Source organism: Rouxiella chamberiensis, from assembly GCF_026967475.1.
Taxonomy (GTDB): Bacteria; Pseudomonadota; Gammaproteobacteria; order Enterobacterales; family Enterobacteriaceae; genus Rouxiella; species Rouxiella chamberiensis.
In genome coordinates, this window is record NZ_CP114058.1 from 3,468,549 (window position 1) to 3,485,621 (window position 17,073).

Genomic DNA, 17,073 nt, shown 5'->3' on the forward strand with positions numbered 1-17,073 from the left:
CTTTAAACCCTCATTTGGCCGTCCAGATGTTTACACATCCATAATCCGCAGGTACTGTATCCTTCCTACGCGCACATTATTCACAGCGACAGTGAAGGACTCTCATGATCGAACTGAAACACCTGCGGACGCTGCAAGCTCTGCATAACACCGGCTCACTTGCTGCCGCAGCGGCACAGCTGCACCAGACACAATCTGCCCTGTCGCATCAGTTCAGCGATCTCGAGCAGCGTCTTGGTTTCAGACTGTTTGTGCGTAAAAGCCAGCCGCTGCGCTTCACGCCGCAGGGTGAAATCATGCTTCAACTCGCCGAACAGGTCCTGCCCCAGATTCAGCAGGCTTTACAGGCGTGTCATGAGCCGCAACAAACGTCTCTGCGCATCGCCATCGAATGTCATAGCTGTATTCAGTGGCTGACTCCTGCGCTGAACGCCTTTCACCAGACCTGGCCACAGGTGCTGATGGACTTTAAATCCGGCGTCACCTTTGACCCGCAGCCTGCGCTGCAACAAGGTGAGCTGGATCTGGTGCTGACCTCCGACATTCTGCCGCGCAGCGGTCTGCATTATTCGCCGATGTTTGATTTCGAGGTGAGACTGGTGCTTGCGCCGGATCATCCGCTGGCCTCGAAAGCCGTTATTACGCCGGAAGACCTGAGCAGCGAGATCCTGATGATCTATCCGGTGCAGCGCCAACGTCTGGATATCTGGCGTCATTTTCTGCAACCGGCGGGCGTCAGTCCTGCGCTGAAAAGCGTAGACAACACGTTGTTGCTGATACAGATGGTGTCGGCGCGTATGGGGATAGCCGCCCTGCCGCACTGGGTCGTGGAGAGTTTCGAGAAGCAGGGACTGGTGGTGACGAAAACGCTGGGCGACGGCCTGTGGAGTCGCCTGTACGCCGCAGTGCGCGATGGCGAGCAGCGTCAGGCGGTAACCGAAGCCTTTATCCGTTCGGCACGGCAACATGCCTGCGATCATCTGCCGTTTGTGCGCGACGCCTCGCGTCCGGGCGTCGCAACGGCGGCCAAGTCATTGTCTTGATAGCTTTTTTAGCACGCAATGGCGCGCGCCCTCCGGCATTTACAGACTGACTTTTCGCTGTGAAAACAGCAGGCCGAGCGCGAAGACGCAGATCGCGGTCAACGTCGCCGCCAGCAGGGTAAAGCTTAAGGTCATGCCTGTAATATCAATCAGATAACCTGTCGCCACGGGCAGCAATCCCGCCGGAATATAGGCGCCGATATTGAGCAGGGCATTGGCTTCCGCACGCCTGTCGGCGGCGATATTGAGCGACAACAAGGTCAATCCGCCCAACTGCCCCAGCCCCTGCGCCGCCCCGGCAGCCAGCGCGGCAAGAAAGATAGTCTTCACGCCTCCACCATGCAGCGTCATAACCACAGCCAGCATAGTGACCAGCAGCGCCGCACCGCTCAGGGAGAATATCCGGGCAATCGGTAACTGGCGACACAAAAGCTGCGTACCTACCGCGACCGCAAACATCAGACAGGCCATGATACCGGCGACAACCGGGCTGCCAAGCGCAGAATAGTTATTCAGTAAGACCGGGCCCAGCGAGAGCATCAGCGAGGTCGAGGTCAGTCCGGGCGCGAAGAACAAGATGCCGAGCAGCAGATGAAAAATATTCGCGCGTGCGAGGGTCGGCAAACGTAACGGACGCGGCGTCAAAACACGCGTTGGCGTGGCAGGCAGGCGCAGCGCAATCAGCATTGCGCTTAACTGCACGATGAGTTCCACGGCAAACACGGTCAATACCGGATGCGGCACAAAACGCACGATAGCCCCACTCATGACAGGCCCAAGCCCTGCGCCCGTCACCATCGCGATAGATGCCACCAGCGCCGCCTGACGTTTACGGCTTTCCCCTCCGGCATCGACGACCGCCGCCATGCTGGCAGTCACGGTAATCCCGACCGCAATCCCCGTCAGAAATCGCGCAACCAGCAGCGCATAAACCGAATCGGCGGTGATAAAGCAGACGCACGCCAGAAGCGAGGCCATCAGTCCCGGGATAATCACTTTTTTCTGCCCAGACGATCGGCAAGCTGACCGGCTACCAGCAGAGTAATGACCAGCGCCAGAATATAACAGGCAAAAATCAGCGTCATGGTGCCCGAAGTAAAACCAAACTGCTGTTTCCAATGAATATACAAAGGCGTGGGCGCATTGGAGAGCATAAAGACGGCAACGACGAGCCACGCCGTCTGCAAAAGACGCGCGGGAGAATAGGTCGAAAGCGCAGATGGAGACGACGAAACTGTGCTTTCGGACGATAAAGATTGTGACATGCTTTTTTCCTGTAATAAGAGGGCTGAATACCTTGCTCAGCCTGGCACGCAGGATATAGGCAACGACATAAAAGAAAAATAGGCTAGAATTCTGAACATAGCGGACAAAAATGTCTTTAATTGGAAATTCAGGTCATGGGCAAACTTAGCGGTATCGAAATTTTCGTGCAGGTCGCAGAAACGCGCAGCTTCTCTGAAACGGCAAAGCAGCGGGGCGTTTCCTCGTCTGCGGTCGGGAAAAGCATTGCCCGTCTCGAGTCGCGTTTGTCGGCGCAACTGTTTTATCGCAGCACCCGCAGCATTACGCTGACGACCGAGGGCGCGCACTACCTTGAGCGATGTCGCCGCATTCTTGCCGAAGTCGAAAGCGCCGAGCGTGAGCTGCTGGAAAGCCATCGCGCGCCGCAGGGCCAACTCAAGATCAGTTTGCCGCTGGTCGATGTGATTGTCCTGCCGCTGGTCAGCGGATTTATGCGCCGATATCCCGACATCATGCTGGATATCGATATGACCGACCGCATGGTAGACATCATCGAGGAAGGGTTTGATGCGGTCATTCGCACCGGCACGCCGCTCGACTCGCGCCTGAAATCGCGCTTTCTTGGCGGTTATCAGCGCGTGGTGGTCGCCGCCCCGTCCTATCTTTCGCAGAGAACCGTGCCGCAGCAGCCGGCCGATTTGGCGCAGCATGCCTGTCTGTTGCATAAATATCCCGGCACGGGGCGAATCGAGGCCTGGACAGGCGTCAACGATGCGGCCGAACTGCCCGCAGCGATGGTCTGCAACACCAATCGGGTCATCATCGACGCCGCATTAAACGGGTTGGGCATCGCCTGTCTGCCCGAGTATCAGGTGCGCCAGGCATTGCTGGAGGGCACGTTGACGCAGGTGCTAGCCCATCAACCTGCCGCCGGGAACGGCTATTGGGCCTTGTGGCCCGCAAGTAAACACGTTACCCCCAAACTTCGGGCATTTATTGACTATCTTGCGGAATATTTTGCCGAAAACCCGTTAAATGGCCAATGATCAGGGGCGGGCTGAAAAAGGCCCCGAACCTTCACGGATGAAGTAGACTTAAAGCAGGAAACCTTCCGCAGGAGTGACATTCATGAAAACAGCTCAAGCCTTAATTCTGGCTCTCGGCATTGCGCTCAGTAGCGCGAGTACACTGGCCGCGCCCCCCAAACGCCCATCGAAAGGCAGCAGCAGTTACTGAACAATCCTTCGCAGGAGCGGATGCAGCAGCGCATGCAGAGCGGTCAGCAACTGCATCAGCGCCAGCTGGAACAGGATCAGCGCTTTAGCCAGCAGCAGCAACAGCAGCGTCTTCGCGCGCAGTCGCTCAACGACCAGCAGCGTTTGCAGCAAAATCAGCTCAACAAAAATAACCAGCAGCAACAGCAGAAGTTAAGACAAATGCCGTGATGAACAGACCCCGAGCCGCCGACTCAGGGTCAAGGAGAGAGATCAGACCCCAAAATCCGGACCGATAAGATCGATGCGATCGGTGCAGATGCAATCCACGCCCCAGTTCAGCAGCAGCTGCGCGCGTTCGGGGCTGTTCACGGTGTACACCAGAATGCGTAAACCGGCCTGCTTGAGGCTGTTTACGCGCTGTTCGTTTAATTCTTTATGATGGATATGCAGCGAGACGCAGCCAAGACGCGTGGTCAGCGCCTGCCAGTTTTCATCCCATTTACCCAGCAGTAACCCGCGTGGCAACTCGGGGCTGCCGCCTGCGCGGCCTCCAGCGAGGCGACGTCAAAGGAAGAGAGCAGCGGCGGAACCGCCATGTCCTTCCACAGCGCCCGTGCCGCCAGCGCCACCTGTTCGCCGGTTTCATAGGCCAGACCGGTGGTGCCCTTGATCTCGATGTTTGCCATCAGATGATATTGCGCGCAGCGCGCCGCGACCTCGGAGAGCAGCGGCAGTTTTTCACCGTTGAAGGCCGCGCCGTACCAGCTTCCGGCATCAAGCTGAACCAGCTTGTCCCAGCTTAAGTCGCCCGCGACGCCCCACCCGTTGCTGGTGCGGTTTAGCGTGTCGTCGTGCAGCAGAAAGATTTCGCCACCCTGCGCCAGTTTGACGTCAAATTCTATCATGCTGTGACCCAGTCGCGCGCCGGTATCAATCGCCGCCAGCGTATTTTCAGGGGCCAGCGAACCGCCGCCGCGATGGGCCACAATGCGTGGATAAGGCCAGGCTGTCATGTTCATTCCATCCGTAATCCGCTTTTAGAATCAAAAAGTGTAGCGCGTGCGCAGGCAAAACCAAACGTAAATAGCTGCCAACGGCGGGACAATTTTCATGGGAGAGCCTGACCACAACGCCGCTACCGGCCCAGACGCCGTACGCCAGATTGTCGGCACCCAGCAGTTCGAGCGTTTTCAGTTCGAGCGCCACGCCGCGCGTTGCGTCGTCGGTAAGTTGAATATGTTCAGGGCGAATGCCCAGCGTCAATTCGCGCCCGCCCCACTCGGGTCTGGCGACGGGCAGCGGCAGTTCGTAGCCACCTTCCATGACCAGCGAGGTGCCGTCGGTCGAGAGTTGCCCCGGCAGCAGGTTCATGGCTGGCGAACCGATAAAGCTTGCGACAAACAGGCTGGCCGGACGCTGATACACCTCCGACGGCGTGCCAATCTGCTCGGCAACGTCTTTGTTCATGACGATAACGCGCTCGGCCAGCGTCATCGCCTCGACCTGATCGTGCGTAACATACAAGCTGGTGGTGCGCAGTCGGCGATGCAACTGTTGCAGCTCAAGGCGCATCTGCACCCGCAGCTTGGCGTCGAGGTTGGAGAGCGGTTCATCAAACAGGAAGACCGCCGGTTCACGCACGATTGCACGCCCCATCGCGACCCGCTGGCGCTGACCGCCGGAAAGCTCGCGCGGCTTGCGCTTCAACAACGGGCCCAGCTCGAGAATACGTGCGGCTTCTTCTACGCGCGCCTGAATCTGCGCCTTGCCGAATCCCCGAATCTTCAGGCCATACGCCATGTTGTCATAGACGCTCATGTGCGGGTAAAGCGCGTAGTTCTGAAACACCATCGCGATGCCGCGATCTTTGGGCTCCAGCTCCGTCACGCGCACGTCATCGATATAAATGTCGCCCTGAGTGGTGCGCTCAAGCCCGGCCACCATGCGCAACAGCGTCGATTTTCCACAGCCGGAAGGCCCGACCATCACGATAAACTCGCCGTCGGCGACATCCAGATCGATGCTTTTAATGATTTGATTCTGTCCATCGTAGGACTTGGTCACTGCCTGTAATTTTAAATTAGCCATGCTGATTGTCTGCCATGTTGATCATTTTTCACTGTCTACCAGGCCGCGCACAAACCAGCGCTGCATGAGCAGTACGACGGCCAGGGGCGGCAGTAACGTCAGAATCATCGCCGCCATCACCTGATTCCACTGGGTCGAGCCATCGCCCGACGAGATCATGCTTTTGATGCCCGCCACCGCCGTGCCCATCGAGGCATCGCTTGTGACAAGAATCGGCCACAGATACTGGTTCCAGCCGTAGATAAAAGTGATGACAAACAGCGCCGCCAGATTGGTTTTCGACAGCGGCAGCACGATGTCCCAGAAGAAGCGCATCGCGCCTGCGCCGTCAATACGCGCGGCCTCCAGCAGTTCATCCGGCAGCGTCATAAAGAACTGACGGAACAGAAAGGTCGCGGTCGCCGAAGCCATCAACGGCAGAGTGAGGCCGGTGTAGCTGTCGAGCAGATGCAGATTGGCAATCACCTGGACGGTTGGAAAAATACGCACCTCGACCGGCAGCATCAGGGTGATAAAAATCAGCCAGAAGAACAGGTTACGCAGCGGGAAACGGAAATAGACAATCGCGTAGGCCGACAGCATCAAGATGGAAATCTTGCCGACGGTAATGGCCAGCGCCATGATGAAACTGTTCAGCAGCAAGGGACCAAACGCCGGGCTGTTGCCGCCTGCGCCCTGCGTCCAGATAGCGCGGATGTTGTCGAACAGATGGCCACCCGGCACCAGCGTCATCGGCACGTCAAAAATCTGTTTGTTGTCCAGCGTCGCGGCGACAAACGCCACATACAGCGGGAACAGCACCATCAGCACGCCAGTAATCAGCACGGCGTGACAGAAAATATCCAGCCCTCTTCGATTTTCAATCATTGGTAGCGCACCTTACGCTCGATAAAGCGGAATTGAATAAATGTCAGCGCGATGACCATCACCATCAGCACCACGGACTGCGCGGCGGAGCTTGAAAGATCCAGACCGGTAAATCCTTCGCGATAAACCTTGTAAATCAGCGTGGTGGTCGCCTGAACCGGGCCGCCCTGCGTCGCGGCATCTATCACCGGGAAGGTATCGAAGAAGGCGTAAACCAGATTCACCACCAGCAGGAAAAAGCTGACCGGCGAAATCAGCGGCAGCACCAGATTGAAGAACCGGCGGATTGGCCCGGCACCGTCAATGGCGGCGGCTTCCACAAGCGATCGGGGAATCGACTGCAACGCGGCCAGAAAGAACAGGAAGTTGTAGCTTACCTGCTGCCAGATTGAGGCCAGCACCACGAGAAACATCGCCTGCCCGCTGTTTTGCGCATGGTTCCAGCTGTAGCCGAGTATGGCGAGAAAATGGGTGATGAGCCCGAGGCCGGGGCTGAACAGAAACATCCACAGCACGGCGGCCACGGCGGGCGCCACGGCGTAAGGCAAAATTAACAGAGTCTGATAAAGGCGACTGGCGCGGATCACGTGGTCAACCATCGCGGCAAGCAGCAGGGAGATAGCCAGACCAAAAAACGCCACCAATGCGCTGAATTTCAGCGTGGTATAAAACGACGCGAGATAGTAGGGATCCGCAAACAGCTGCCGAAAATTGCTCAGGCCGGCAAAAGTGCTGGAAACGCCGAACGGATCCATCGTCTGCACCGAATACCACAGCGCCTGACCGGCGGGCCAGAGAAAAAAGATCGCGGTAATAAGCAGTTGCGGCAAAACCAGCGCATAAGGCAACCAGCTGCAGCGAAATCCGGGACGGTGAGAACTCATAGGAATAACTCGTCAGAACCGGAAAACGGATGACCGGCGCAGCGCGCGACGCCCTGCCCGGTCACGGAGAGCATTATTTCACGGAAGCTTCAAAGCGACGCAGCAGCAGATTGCCGCGCTGTACGGATTCGTCCAGCGCCTGCTTGGCGCTCTTCTGACCGCTCCACACGCCTTCCAGCTCTTCATCGACAATCGTGCGAATCTGCGGCATGTTGCCCAGACGCATTCCCTTGGTGAAAGGCAATGGCGGCTTGTTCATCATCTGACGCGTGGCGACGTCCGACCCCGGATTCTTGTCATAGAAACCTTGCTGCTTGGTTAAATCATACGCGGCGGTCGTGACCGGAAGATAACCGGTTTTCTGGTGCCATTCGGCGGCAATTTCCGGCGTGGTCAGGAATTGCAGGAATTCGGCTACGCCCTTGTAGGTGGCGTCATCCTTGCCTTTCATCACCCACAGACTCGCGCCGCCGATAATGGCATTTTGTGGCGCGTTCTTGTTGTCGGCATCGAATGGCATCATCCCGACGCCGTATTCGAATTTGGCATGCTGGCGAATATCGGCCAGTGAACCGGAGGATGCCGTGGTGATGGCGCAATCGCCGTTATAGAACTTGGCGGTAGATTCATCCTGTCGGCCGAAATAGGTGAATTCCCCTTTCTTGTTCATGTCTTCAAGGAATTGGATGTGTTTGATTTGCTCGGGCTTGTTGAACTCCAGTTCTGCATCGGTGCCGTCGAAGCCGTTGTTTTTGGTGGCGACCGGCAGGCCGTGCCAGGCGCTGAAGTTTTCAATCTGGATCCAGCCCTGCCAGCCGCTGGCGTAGCCACACTTCATGCCCGCGGCTTTGAGTTTGGCGGTATCCTGCTCCAGCTCCTGCCAGGTCTTCGGCGGCTGGTCGGGGTTCAAACCGGCTTTTTTAAACGCGTCCTTGTTGTAATACAGCACCGGCGTGGAGCTGTTGAACGGCTGTGACAACAGGCGGCCCTGCGAGTCGGAGTAATAGCCCGCCACGGTCGGTACAAACTGGGAAACGTCTTCTTTCAGACCCGCATCGGCAAATACCTGGTACACGGGCTTGATTGCCTTGCTCGCCATCATGGTCGCGGTGCCGACTTCATAGACCTGCAAAATCGCCGGTGCATTGCCGGTGCGATACGCTGCAATGCCCGCCGCCAGGTTCTGGTCATATTTACCTTTATACACCGGCACGATTTTCACGTCGGAATGCGACTGGTTGAAGCGGTCGGCCAGAGAGTTAACCTCTTTGCCCAGTTCGCCGTCCATCGAGTGCCAGAAAGGGATTTCCGTGACGGCCAGTGCATTCGCGCTGAAAGCCAGCATCAGTGCCGCGCAAAGCGCCGATTTCTGTAAAGTAATAAACATGCCTGTCTCCTGAATTCTGCGGGGGAGCTGTCGCAGTGAAAGTTTGGAAGTGAAATAACTTTTTTATTCGGGAGGTAACATGACACGGCTAAATGACAGAAAAATAACCGTTAAATGACGATGGCGTGACAGCAGCATGAAACGCGCATGACGATATGATGGCAAAAAAGGGCGCAACGCCTTCGCGATGCACCCTTTAATGTGACGGCAATAAACTTACAGTGCGCGTTTCAGACGGGCAACGGCCTCGTGCAACTGCGCTTCGGTCGCGGTGGCGAACGAAATACGGAAGGTCGAGTGATCCGGATTATCGGCATAGAAGAACTCGCCCGGCACAAAGACCACACCCTGCTTGAGCGTCTCTTTCATCCACTCGGTGCAGTTGCGCGGCTCGCGGAAACGCGCCCACAGGAACATGCCGCCTTTTGGATATTCGAAGGTCAGCACGTGGCCCAGTTCACGCTCCAGCAGTTCGGCCAGCACGGCGCACTTCTTCTTGTAGGCGGCGCGGATGGTCTCAATCTGCTGGTCCAGACGGCCCAGACCCAGATAGTATTCGGCCACGGTCTGCGACAGCGAACTGGCGTGCAGGTCGGCCGCCTGCTTGATGATCGCTACTTTGTTCAGCAGCCATTGCGGCATGATAACCCAGCCGAGACGCAGGCCCGGTGCCAGAATCTTGGAGAAGGTCGAGGTATAGATGATGTTGTCGGCATGGCCATAGAGCGACTTGGACAACGCATACAGCGTCGGCAGACGCTCATCGGTAAAGCGGATTTCGCCATACGGGTCGTCTTCAACAATCAGGAACTGATGCTCGGCGGCCAGTTTGACCAGCTGCTCACGGCGAGCCTGGCTCAACGTCACACCGCTCGGGTTGCCGAAGGTCGGAACCACGTAAACGCCTTTGATTTTGCGCGTTTTCAGCATCTCGGCCAGTTCGTCGACTTTCATGCCGTCACCGTCGGAGCCCACGGACAGCAGATTTGCCTCGGCCAGTTCCAGCGTTTGCAGCGCCGCCAGATAGGTAGGACGCTCAACCACGAATACGTCGTCGGGATTAACGACGGCGCGCATCACCAGATCCAGCGCCTGCTGGGAACCGGCGGTGACCACGACATCTTCCGGCGTCGCGTGAATGCCGCGCGTCTCGCAAAGTTCGACGATACGTGCACGCAGGCCATAGCTGCCTTCGGTCAGGCCGTATTGAAACGCCAGCTCCGGCTTTTCGGTAATCGCCTTCTGCGTCGCCTGCGCCAGCCCTTCAAAGTCGAAAAGGGCTGAGGAAGGAATGCCTCCCGCCAGTGAAATCACGCCTTCCATTTGACTTTGTTTCAGCAATTCCCTGATAGCCGAGCTTTTCAGCCTGGCCATGCGCGTGGCGAGCAAACCTTCTGTGTTCATTTCTTCTTCCCGGTAGTGTGCGAAATTTTTAGAATGTAAGAAAAGCTAATTTATAGATAAAGCAATTTATCGTAAAAAAAAGACCGCCAGGCGCCTGCCGTGCGGTTTTATTAGATTTAACACAGTTTGTGGTGGAATTAACGCATTTTATGCATCGGGCGTTTTCAGGCCCCGAGATACGCCGCGCGCACCGCTTCGTTGGCCAGCAGCGCCGCCCCCGTGTCCTCCAGCACCACGTGACCGTTCTCGAGCACATAACCGCGATCTGCCAGTTTCAGCGCCTGATTGGCGTTTTGCTCGACCAGAAAGATGGTCATGCCCTCTTCGCGCAGCAACTGGATAGTGTCGAAAATCTGCTGAATGATGATAGGTGCCAACCCGAGCGAGGGTTCATCCAGCAGCAGCAGACGCGGCTGACTCATCAATGCACGGCCGATGGCCAGCATCTGCTGCTCGCCGCCGGACATGGTGCCCGAACGTTGCGCCCTGCGTTCTTTCAGCCGCGGAAACAGGGTAAACACTCGCTCGAGGCGCTGCTGAAACAGGTCGCGGGCGGCGAAGAATCCGCCCATTGCCAGATTCTCCTCCACCGTCATACGCGAAAATACGCGGCGTCCTTCGGGCACGATGGCGATGTCGCCGCGCATGATTTTGGCCGTCGGCCAGTGCGTAATGTCTTGTCCTTCAAAGACGATGCTGCCCTGCGAAGCACGCGGTTCGCCGCAAAGCGAACCCAGCAGCGTGGTTTTACCCGCGCCATTGGCCCCGATGAGAGTAACGATTTCGCCCTGGTCGATATGTAAACTGACCTGATGCAGTGCCTGAATTTTGCCGTACTGGGCCGATACCTGATTAAATGACAACATCGCTTATCCCTCGCCCAAATACGCACGAATGACGTCTGGATTATTACGAATTTCCTGTGGCGTGCCCTGTGCCAGCGGCGTTCCCTGATTGACCACATAAATGCGGTCGGAGATGCCCATCACCAGTTTCATATCGTGTTCAATCAGCAACACGGAAACCTTGTGCTGGTTGCGCAACTCGGCAATCAGCTGGTTCAGTTCTTCCGTTTCGCGCGGGTTGAGTCCGGCGGCCGGTTCGTCGAGCATCAGGATTTCAGGCTGCGTGACCATGCAGCGCACGATTTCCAGCCGACGCTGCTGACCATAGGCCAGATTCCCGGCCTGCCGGTTTGCCAGCGCCAGAAGTCCCACGCGGTCAAGCCACTGCGCGGCGCGGTCGAGCGCATCCGCCTCGGCGCGACGAAAGCCCGGCGTCTTGAACAAGCCTGCCAGTACCCCGCTTTTTAAATGCCGATGTTGCGCAACCAGCAGGTTTTCAATCACGGTCATTTCGCGGAACAGCCGCACGTGCTGGAAAGTGCGCACAACGCCCATGCGGGCTATCTTCTGGCCCGGCAGCCCTTCGAGATGGTGTTCGCGCAGCATGATGGTGCCGCCGCTCGGACGATAGAAACCGGTCAGGCAGTTGAATACCGTTGTTTTTCCGGCTCCGTTCGGGCCGATTAGCGACACGATTTCTCCCTGATTCAGTTGCAGGGCCACATTATTGACCGCCAGCAGGCCGCCGAAGCGCATCGTCAGCCCTTCGACCTGTAACAAAGGTTGCGTACTCATGCCTGCTCTCCCTTGTCTGCGGCGATTTTATCGGCCACTTTCAGCTTGAGCTGCGGGCGTTTCATCGGCAGTAATCCCTGCGGTCGCCAGATCATCATCAAGACCATCAGCGCTCCGAGCAGCAACATGCTGTATTCATTCAGATCACGCATCAGTTCACGGGACACCACCAGCAGGATTGCCGCCAGAATTACCGCAAACTGCGAACCCATGCCGCCCAGAACCACGATGGCGAGCACAAAAGCCGACTCGACAAAGGTAAAGGATTCGGGGCTGACAAAGCCCTGACGCGCGGCAAACAAGGTCCCGGCGAAACCGGCAAAGGCGGCGCTGATGGTAAAGGCGGTCAGTTTGATGCGGGTCGGGTTCAGCCCCAGCGAGCGACAGGCTATCTCGTCTTCGCGCAGCGCTTCCCATGCACGGCCCAGCGGCATGCGCAACAGGCGGTTGATCACGAACAGCGTCAGAATAACCAGCAGCAACGCGACCATGTAGAGAAAGATAATGCGATCGCCGGGATCATAGCGTAGCCCGAAGAAATGGCTGAAGGTATCCCAGCCGCCCTCGCGTGCGGTACGGCTGAACTCCAGTCCGAACAGCGTGGGTTTCGGGATCTGGCTGATGCCGTTGGGGCCGCCGGTGATCTCGGTGTTATTGAGCAGCAGAATACGCACGATTTCGCCGAAGCCGAGGGTCACGATGGCCAGATAGTCGCCGCGCAGCCGCAATACCGGAAAACCGAGCAGAAAACCGAACGCCGCCGAGACCAGCCCCGCCAGCGGCAGCGCCTCCCAGAAACCGATGCCGTAATAGTGATTGAGCAGCGCGTAGGTGTAGGCACCCACGGCATAGAAACCGCCATAGCCCAGGACCAGCAACCCTGAAAGCCCGACGACCACGTTCAGTCCGAGGCCCAGCATGATGTAGATGAGCGTCAGCGTGGCGATATCCACAGTGCCGCGAGACACGATAAACGGCCAGGCAATGGCGGCGATAATCATCACCCCCGCGAGCCATTTCTGTTTGGCCGTCGAGCCATCGAAACTCGGCAGAACAAAGCTTGGGCCGGAAACCTTTTTCAGCCCCTTTTGCAGCAGCGGCCGGAACAACTGAAACACGAAGACAACTGCACATCCGGCGGCTATCCAGTACCAGCGCACCGCATCCGCGCCGTGAACGACCAGATGCGTGCCTTCGAGACTCAGTTGCAAGCCCATGATAAACGAGGCCAGGACCAGAAGAACCAACGTAGAGACGAGCGCATTGAGCAGGTTGAGGTGCTTCATACTTTCTCAACCTCCGGACGGCCCAGAATCCCGGTCGGCAAAACCAGCAACACGACAATCAGCAGCGCAAACGACACCACATCTTTATATTCGGTACTTAAATAGGCAGACGTCAGCGCCTCGGCCACGCCAAGGATAAGCCCGCCAATCATCGCGCCCGGAATGCTGCCGATGCCCCCAGAACGGCGGCGGTGAAGGCTTTCATACCCGCCATAAAACCGATATACGGGTTAATCACGCCATAGAACTGGCCCAGCAATACGCCCGCGACCGCCGCCATCAGCGCACCAATCACGAAGGTCAGCGAGATAACGCGATCGGTATTGATACCGAGCAGGCTGGCCATTTTCAGATCTTCGGCGCAGGCACGGCAGGCGCGTCCCATTCGCGAGTAGCGAATAAACAACGTAAGCCCCAGCATGGCGATAAAAGTGACTATCCAGATAATCAGCTGCATGGTGCTGATGGTGGCGGCAAAGCCGTTGGTTTCGCCCAGCGTCCACTGGCCGGTGACCAGACTCGGCAGCGCAAGATCGCGTGAGCCTTGCGTGAGGCTGACATAGTTTTGCAGGAAGATAGACATCCCGATGGCGGAAATCAGGGCAATCAGACGTTTGGAATTGCGCACGGGTTTATAGGCCACGCGCTCGATGCTCCAGCCGTAGGCGCTGGAAATGACGATGGCGGCGATAAATCCGGCGCCAATCAGCAGCCAGCTTGCATCAATGCCTACCATCATCAGTGCGGCAATCACGATAAAGGAGACATAGCTGCCTATCATGTACACCTCGCCGTGCGCGAAGTTGATCATGCCGATAATGCCGTAGACCATCGTGTAACCAATGGCTATCAGCGCATACGTGCTGCCCAGGGTGACACCGTTGAACATCTGCTGGATAAAATAGAGAAACTGCTCGGACATACCACACACCTTAAATGAAACCCGGCGATACTAGAGCTGCGGCGGCCCATGCCCCCGCAGTCCTGTTACAGCAAGCGAAATAAAAATTACTGGATTGGCGTGGACGTGCCGTCGGCATGCCACTGGAAGACGCCAAACTCGAAGCCTTTGAGGTCGCCCTTCGCGTCCCAGCTTAGAGGTCCCATCACGGTATCGACCGGAGCGGATTTGAGGTTTTTGACAATCTCTTCCGGCTCCATGCTGCCGCTGCGGGTCATGCCGGTGGTTAGCGATTGCAGCGCGGCATAGGTGGTCCAGACAAAAGGACCGGTCGGGTCGAGCTTTTTGGCTTTCAGCGCATCGACGACGGGTTTGTTGGCAGGCACCTGGTCATAACGTTTTGGCAGCGTGACCAGCATGCCTTCCGATGCCGCCCCGGCAATGTTCGACAGAGAAGAGTTGCCCACGCCTTCAGGCCCCATAAATTTGGCATTCAGGCCGGCCTGTTTGGACTGGCGCAGAATCTGGCCCATCTCCGGGTAATAACCGCCGAAGTACACGAAGTCGACGTTCTCTTTCTTGAGGCGCGCCACCAGCGTCGAGAAATCTTTGTCGCCCGCCGTGATCCCTTCAAACAGCACCACATTGCCGCCGGATTTTTTCAGGCTTTCCTGCACCGAACGCGCCAGCCCTTCGCCATACTGCTGCTTGTCGTGGATTACCGCGATACGCTGGGGTTTCACGACATCGAGGATGTATTTCGCGGCGGTAGGCCCCTGATCGGAATCCAGACCGGTTGTGCGCATGATCATCTTGTAGCCACGGGTCGTCAGGTCGGCATTGGTGGCCGCAGGGGTAATCATTATCACGCCTTCATCTTCATAAATGTCCGATGCAGGCTGGGTAGAGGATGAGCAAAGGTGGCCAATCACGTAACGAATACCGTCATTGATCACTTTGTTGGCGACCGCAACGGCCTGTTTAGGATCGCACGCGTCGTCGTATTCAACGCCAACCAGTTTGTCGCCCTTGATGCCGCCCTTGGCATTGATGTCCGCGATAGCCTGTTTTGCGCCGGTGAATTCCATGTCGCCGTATTGGGCGACCGGACCGGACATCGCGCCGACGATGGCTATCTTGATATCCTGCGCCACGGCAGAATGCCCGATTGCCAACGCAACGCAGCCTGCCAACCAGAGCTTACCCTTTGATAATTTCATCCTGACTACCCCATTCGATTATGTTGTGATGTTGTCTATTCACCTGCTTAAAACATGCTCACTTACCGCTTTCGCCAATAGTAATAATGAGTTAGCAGGTTTTTTTGGTCTTATTCTCTAATAAAACGCTTATTTATCACGTTATTAAACAGGTATTTTCTTCTGTAAATCAAATCACACATCCAGAAACAAGAGGTGTAAACAGAATTTTATTTGGGTAAAAAGGCGACGAATGGGCAAAATGTCAGCGGTAAACGCTGCCAAAATTTAATTAGTCCGCCGTTTATATTTTATACGGTAACACCAAAAATATTTTCGACCTGTTACTGTACAAAAAAACTTACGCAACGATTGGCTCGCGATCCCTTACACTGTTTCAGTCCCTTTTATCTGGTAATCCCTGGCGCACTCATGAAATTGACCATAATAAAACTCGACAGCCTTTCCTCGCAGGACCTGCTGGATCTCGCCAAAATCTGGCCTAGGCAATCGCCGGGCGTCTGGCAGCAATGGCTGACGCCGGAGCAGATGATATTCGCGGCACGCTTCAACGATCGTCTGCTGGCGGCCGTTAAAGTTTCAGTCCGTGATTCGCAGGCGAAACTCGACGATTTATGTGTGCGGGAAGTGACACGCAGGCGGGGTGTCGGGCTGTATCTGCTCGAGATTCTCCAGCAGCAGTTGCCGAAGGTGGCGGAATTGACGATGGACGATATTGCCGAAGATGCGGGGCTTGCGGCCTTTATGCGCGCCTGCGGGTTTAAACTTGAAGAAAACGTATGGCGAAAATCACGAAACTAAAACGCCGCGTGTGCTGAAGAGCAGGCATAAAAAAAGCGACCCCGGAGGTCGCTTTTTCACTTAACGCGTTGTCAAACCCACGTTTTTCTGACGGGCATCAGGCTTCGATAGCCATACGCAGTTTTTTCATTGCGTTCTTTTCAAGCTGGCGAACACGTTTCTGCGGAAACGCCATACTTGTCGGCCAGTTCCTGCAACGTCGACTTGTTGTCGTCGTCGAGCCAGCGGGCACGGATGATGTCCTGGCTACGCTCGTCAAGGCCTTCCATCGCGAAGGTCAGTTTGTCGGCCGCGCTGGATTCCCAGTTGTCTTCTTCGATGCTTTCGGCGAAGTCAGAGCTTTTGTCCTGCAGGTACAGCATAGGGGCCATGGCCTGACCATCGCGCGGCTCTTCGTCGGGCGTTGGGTCGAAAGTCATGTCCTGTGCGGCCATGCGGGATTCCATTTCCAGCACGTCTTTACTGGTCACGCCGAGTTCGCGCGCCACGTGTTCGACTTCTTCATGGCTGAACCAACCCAGACGCTGCTTGTTTTTACGCAGGTTAAAGAACAGTTTGCGCTGTGCCTTGGTGGTGGCCACTTTTACGATACGCCAGTTGCGCAGCACGTATTCGTGGATTTCTGCCTTGATCCAGTGCACGGCGAACGAAACCAGACGCACACCGACTTCGGGATTAAAACGGCGAACCGCTTTCATCAGGCCGATATTACCTTCCTGGATAAGGTCAGCCTGCGGCAGACCATAGCCTGAATAATTACGGGCGATATGAGCGACAAAGCGCAGGTGAGATAGGATAAGCTGCTTTGCTGCGTCCAGATCGCCTTCGTAATGCAGCCGTTCAGCCAGCGCCCTTTCTTCCTCTGCGGTGAGCATAGGATAGGTGTTGGCTGCCCGTACATAGGCTTCCAGGCTACCTTGGGGTACTAATGCTAAAGTTTGCATTTCTTTGGTCATTAAAGCCTCTCCAATGTGACGTAAGAAGGTTTTACTCATCGTTGCCGCGGAGTGAGTACCGACGGATGTAACCGGATAACAACAACGAAGAACCGCTCACATTTGCTGCAAATTCGACCCTGACACTCATTCAA

At 56.5% G+C, this 17,073-nt stretch carries 12 protein-coding genes and 5 pseudogenes; 4 read left to right on the forward strand and 13 right to left on the reverse strand.

Annotation, left to right across the window (positions count from 1 at the left end; genetic code table 11):
• Positions 1-104: 104 nt before the first annotated feature.
• A complete protein-coding gene (metR, locus tag O1V66_RS16075) occupies positions 105-1,043 on the forward strand; it encodes an HTH-type transcriptional regulator MetR (protein ID WP_045049738.1) in 939 nt (312 codons plus the stop codon).
• Positions 1,044-1,082: 39 nt separating this feature from the next.
• On the opposite strand, the pseudogene O1V66_RS16080 reads toward metR, so the two are convergent.
• A pseudogene (locus O1V66_RS16080) lies at positions 1,083-2,308 on the reverse strand (MFS transporter).
• A gap of 135 nt (positions 2,309-2,443) precedes the next feature.
• Here O1V66_RS16080 and O1V66_RS16090 point away from each other — a divergent pair.
• Positions 2,444-3,334 carry a LysR family transcriptional regulator gene (locus O1V66_RS16090; protein ID WP_045049740.1) on the forward strand — a complete coding sequence of 297 codons (891 nt, stop codon included), beginning with the start codon at positions 2,444-2,446 and terminating at the stop codon, positions 3,332-3,334.
• Positions 3,335-3,544: 210 nt separating this feature from the next.
• A complete protein-coding gene (locus O1V66_RS16095; protein ID WP_269127906.1) occupies positions 3,545-3,733 on the forward strand; it encodes a hypothetical protein in 189 nt (62 codons plus the stop codon).
• Positions 3,734-3,775: 42 nt separating this feature from the next.
• Here O1V66_RS16095 and ugpQ read toward each other — a convergent pair.
• The 11 genes and pseudogenes from ugpQ to O1V66_RS16150 form a co-directional block, all read right to left on the reverse strand.
• A pseudogene (ugpQ, locus tag O1V66_RS16100) lies at positions 3,776-4,518 on the reverse strand (glycerophosphodiester phosphodiesterase).
• Between the two features lie 2 nt (positions 4,519-4,520).
• Positions 4,521-5,593: pseudogene (locus tag O1V66_RS16105) on the reverse strand (sn-glycerol-3-phosphate import ATP-binding protein UgpC).
• 21 nt (positions 5,594-5,614) lie between these two features.
• A complete protein-coding gene (ugpE, locus tag O1V66_RS16110) occupies positions 5,615-6,460 on the reverse strand; it encodes a sn-glycerol-3-phosphate ABC transporter permease UgpE (protein ID WP_045049744.1) in 846 nt (281 codons plus the stop codon).
• Positions 6,457-7,344, reverse strand: coding sequence for a sn-glycerol-3-phosphate ABC transporter permease UgpA (gene ugpA / locus O1V66_RS16115; RefSeq protein WP_045049745.1), 888 nt, complete (start codon positions 7,342-7,344; stop codon positions 6,457-6,459). The genes ugpE and ugpA overlap by 4 nt, the downstream gene beginning before the upstream one ends.
• A gap of 73 nt (positions 7,345-7,417) precedes the next feature.
• Complete coding sequence (ugpB, locus tag O1V66_RS16120) at positions 7,418-8,731, reverse strand: sn-glycerol-3-phosphate ABC transporter substrate-binding protein UgpB (RefSeq protein WP_045049746.1); 1,314 nt, start codon at positions 8,729-8,731, stop codon at positions 7,418-7,420.
• A 216-nt stretch (positions 8,732-8,947) separates the two neighbouring features.
• A complete protein-coding gene (locus O1V66_RS16125; protein ID WP_045049747.1) occupies positions 8,948-10,135 on the reverse strand; it encodes an aminotransferase-like domain-containing protein in 1,188 nt (395 codons plus the stop codon).
• 164 nt (positions 10,136-10,299) lie between these two features.
• A complete protein-coding gene (gene livF / locus O1V66_RS16130; RefSeq protein WP_045049748.1) occupies positions 10,300-11,001 on the reverse strand; it encodes a high-affinity branched-chain amino acid ABC transporter ATP-binding protein LivF in 702 nt (233 codons plus the stop codon).
• Between the two features lie 3 nt (positions 11,002-11,004).
• A complete protein-coding gene (gene livG / locus O1V66_RS16135) occupies positions 11,005-11,775 on the reverse strand; it encodes a high-affinity branched-chain amino acid ABC transporter ATP-binding protein LivG (protein WP_045049749.1) in 771 nt (256 codons plus the stop codon).
• On the reverse strand, positions 11,772-13,061 hold the full coding sequence (locus O1V66_RS16140) for a high-affinity branched-chain amino acid ABC transporter permease LivM (protein WP_045049750.1): 1,290 nt from the start codon (positions 13,059-13,061) through the stop codon (positions 11,772-11,774). Before O1V66_RS16140 ends, livG begins: the two co-directional genes overlap by 4 nt.
• A pseudogene (livH, locus tag O1V66_RS16145) lies at positions 13,058-13,983 on the reverse strand (high-affinity branched-chain amino acid ABC transporter permease LivH). The gene O1V66_RS16140 and the pseudogene livH overlap by 4 nt, the downstream one beginning before the upstream one ends.
• 86 nt (positions 13,984-14,069) lie before the next feature.
• Positions 14,070-15,182 carry a branched-chain amino acid ABC transporter substrate-binding protein gene (locus O1V66_RS16150; RefSeq protein ID WP_045049752.1) on the reverse strand — a complete coding sequence of 371 codons (1,113 nt, stop codon included), beginning with the start codon at positions 15,180-15,182 and terminating at the stop codon, positions 14,070-14,072.
• 411 nt (positions 15,183-15,593) lie between these two features.
• Between O1V66_RS16150 and panM the strand changes: the two genes are divergently transcribed.
• Complete coding sequence (gene panM / locus O1V66_RS16155) at positions 15,594-15,983, forward strand: aspartate 1-decarboxylase autocleavage activator PanM (RefSeq protein ID WP_045049753.1); 390 nt, start codon at positions 15,594-15,596, stop codon at positions 15,981-15,983.
• A gap of 97 nt (positions 15,984-16,080) precedes the next feature.
• Here panM and rpoH read toward each other — a convergent pair.
• A pseudogene (gene rpoH, locus O1V66_RS16160) lies at positions 16,081-16,939 on the reverse strand (RNA polymerase sigma factor RpoH).
• Positions 16,940-17,073 lie beyond the last annotated feature (134 nt).

Coding starts and splice junctions, on each gene's coding strand:
- metR (WP_045049738.1), top strand. CDS start 105: ATGATCGAACTGAAACACCTGCGGACGCTGCAAGCTCTGCATAACACC.
- O1V66_RS16090 (WP_045049740.1), top strand. CDS start 2,444: ATGGGCAAACTTAGCGGTATCGAAATTTTCGTGCAGGTCGCAGAAACG.
- O1V66_RS16095 (WP_269127906.1), top strand. CDS start 3,545: ATGCAGCAGCGCATGCAGAGCGGTCAGCAACTGCATCAGCGCCAGCTG.
- ugpE (WP_045049744.1), bottom strand. CDS start 6,460: ATGATTGAAAATCGAAGAGGGCTGGATATTTTCTGTCACGCCGTGCTG.
- ugpA (WP_045049745.1), bottom strand. CDS start 7,344: ATGAGTTCTCACCGTCCCGGATTTCGCTGCAGCTGGTTGCCTTATGCG.
- ugpB (WP_045049746.1), bottom strand. CDS start 8,731: ATGTTTATTACTTTACAGAAATCGGCGCTTTGCGCGGCACTGATGCTG.
- O1V66_RS16125 (WP_045049747.1), bottom strand. CDS start 10,135: ATGAACACAGAAGGTTTGCTCGCCACGCGCATGGCCAGGCTGAAAAGC.
- livF (WP_045049748.1), bottom strand. CDS start 11,001: ATGTTGTCATTTAATCAGGTATCGGCCCAGTACGGCAAAATTCAGGCA.
- livG (WP_045049749.1), bottom strand. CDS start 11,775: ATGAGTACGCAACCTTTGTTACAGGTCGAAGGGCTGACGATGCGCTTC.
- O1V66_RS16140 (WP_045049750.1), bottom strand. CDS start 13,061: ATGAAGCACCTCAACCTGCTCAATGCGCTCGTCTCTACGTTGGTTCTT.
- O1V66_RS16150 (WP_045049752.1), bottom strand. CDS start 15,182: ATGAAATTATCAAAGGGTAAGCTCTGGTTGGCAGGCTGCGTTGCGTTG.
- panM (WP_045049753.1), top strand. CDS start 15,594: ATGAAATTGACCATAATAAAACTCGACAGCCTTTCCTCGCAGGACCTG.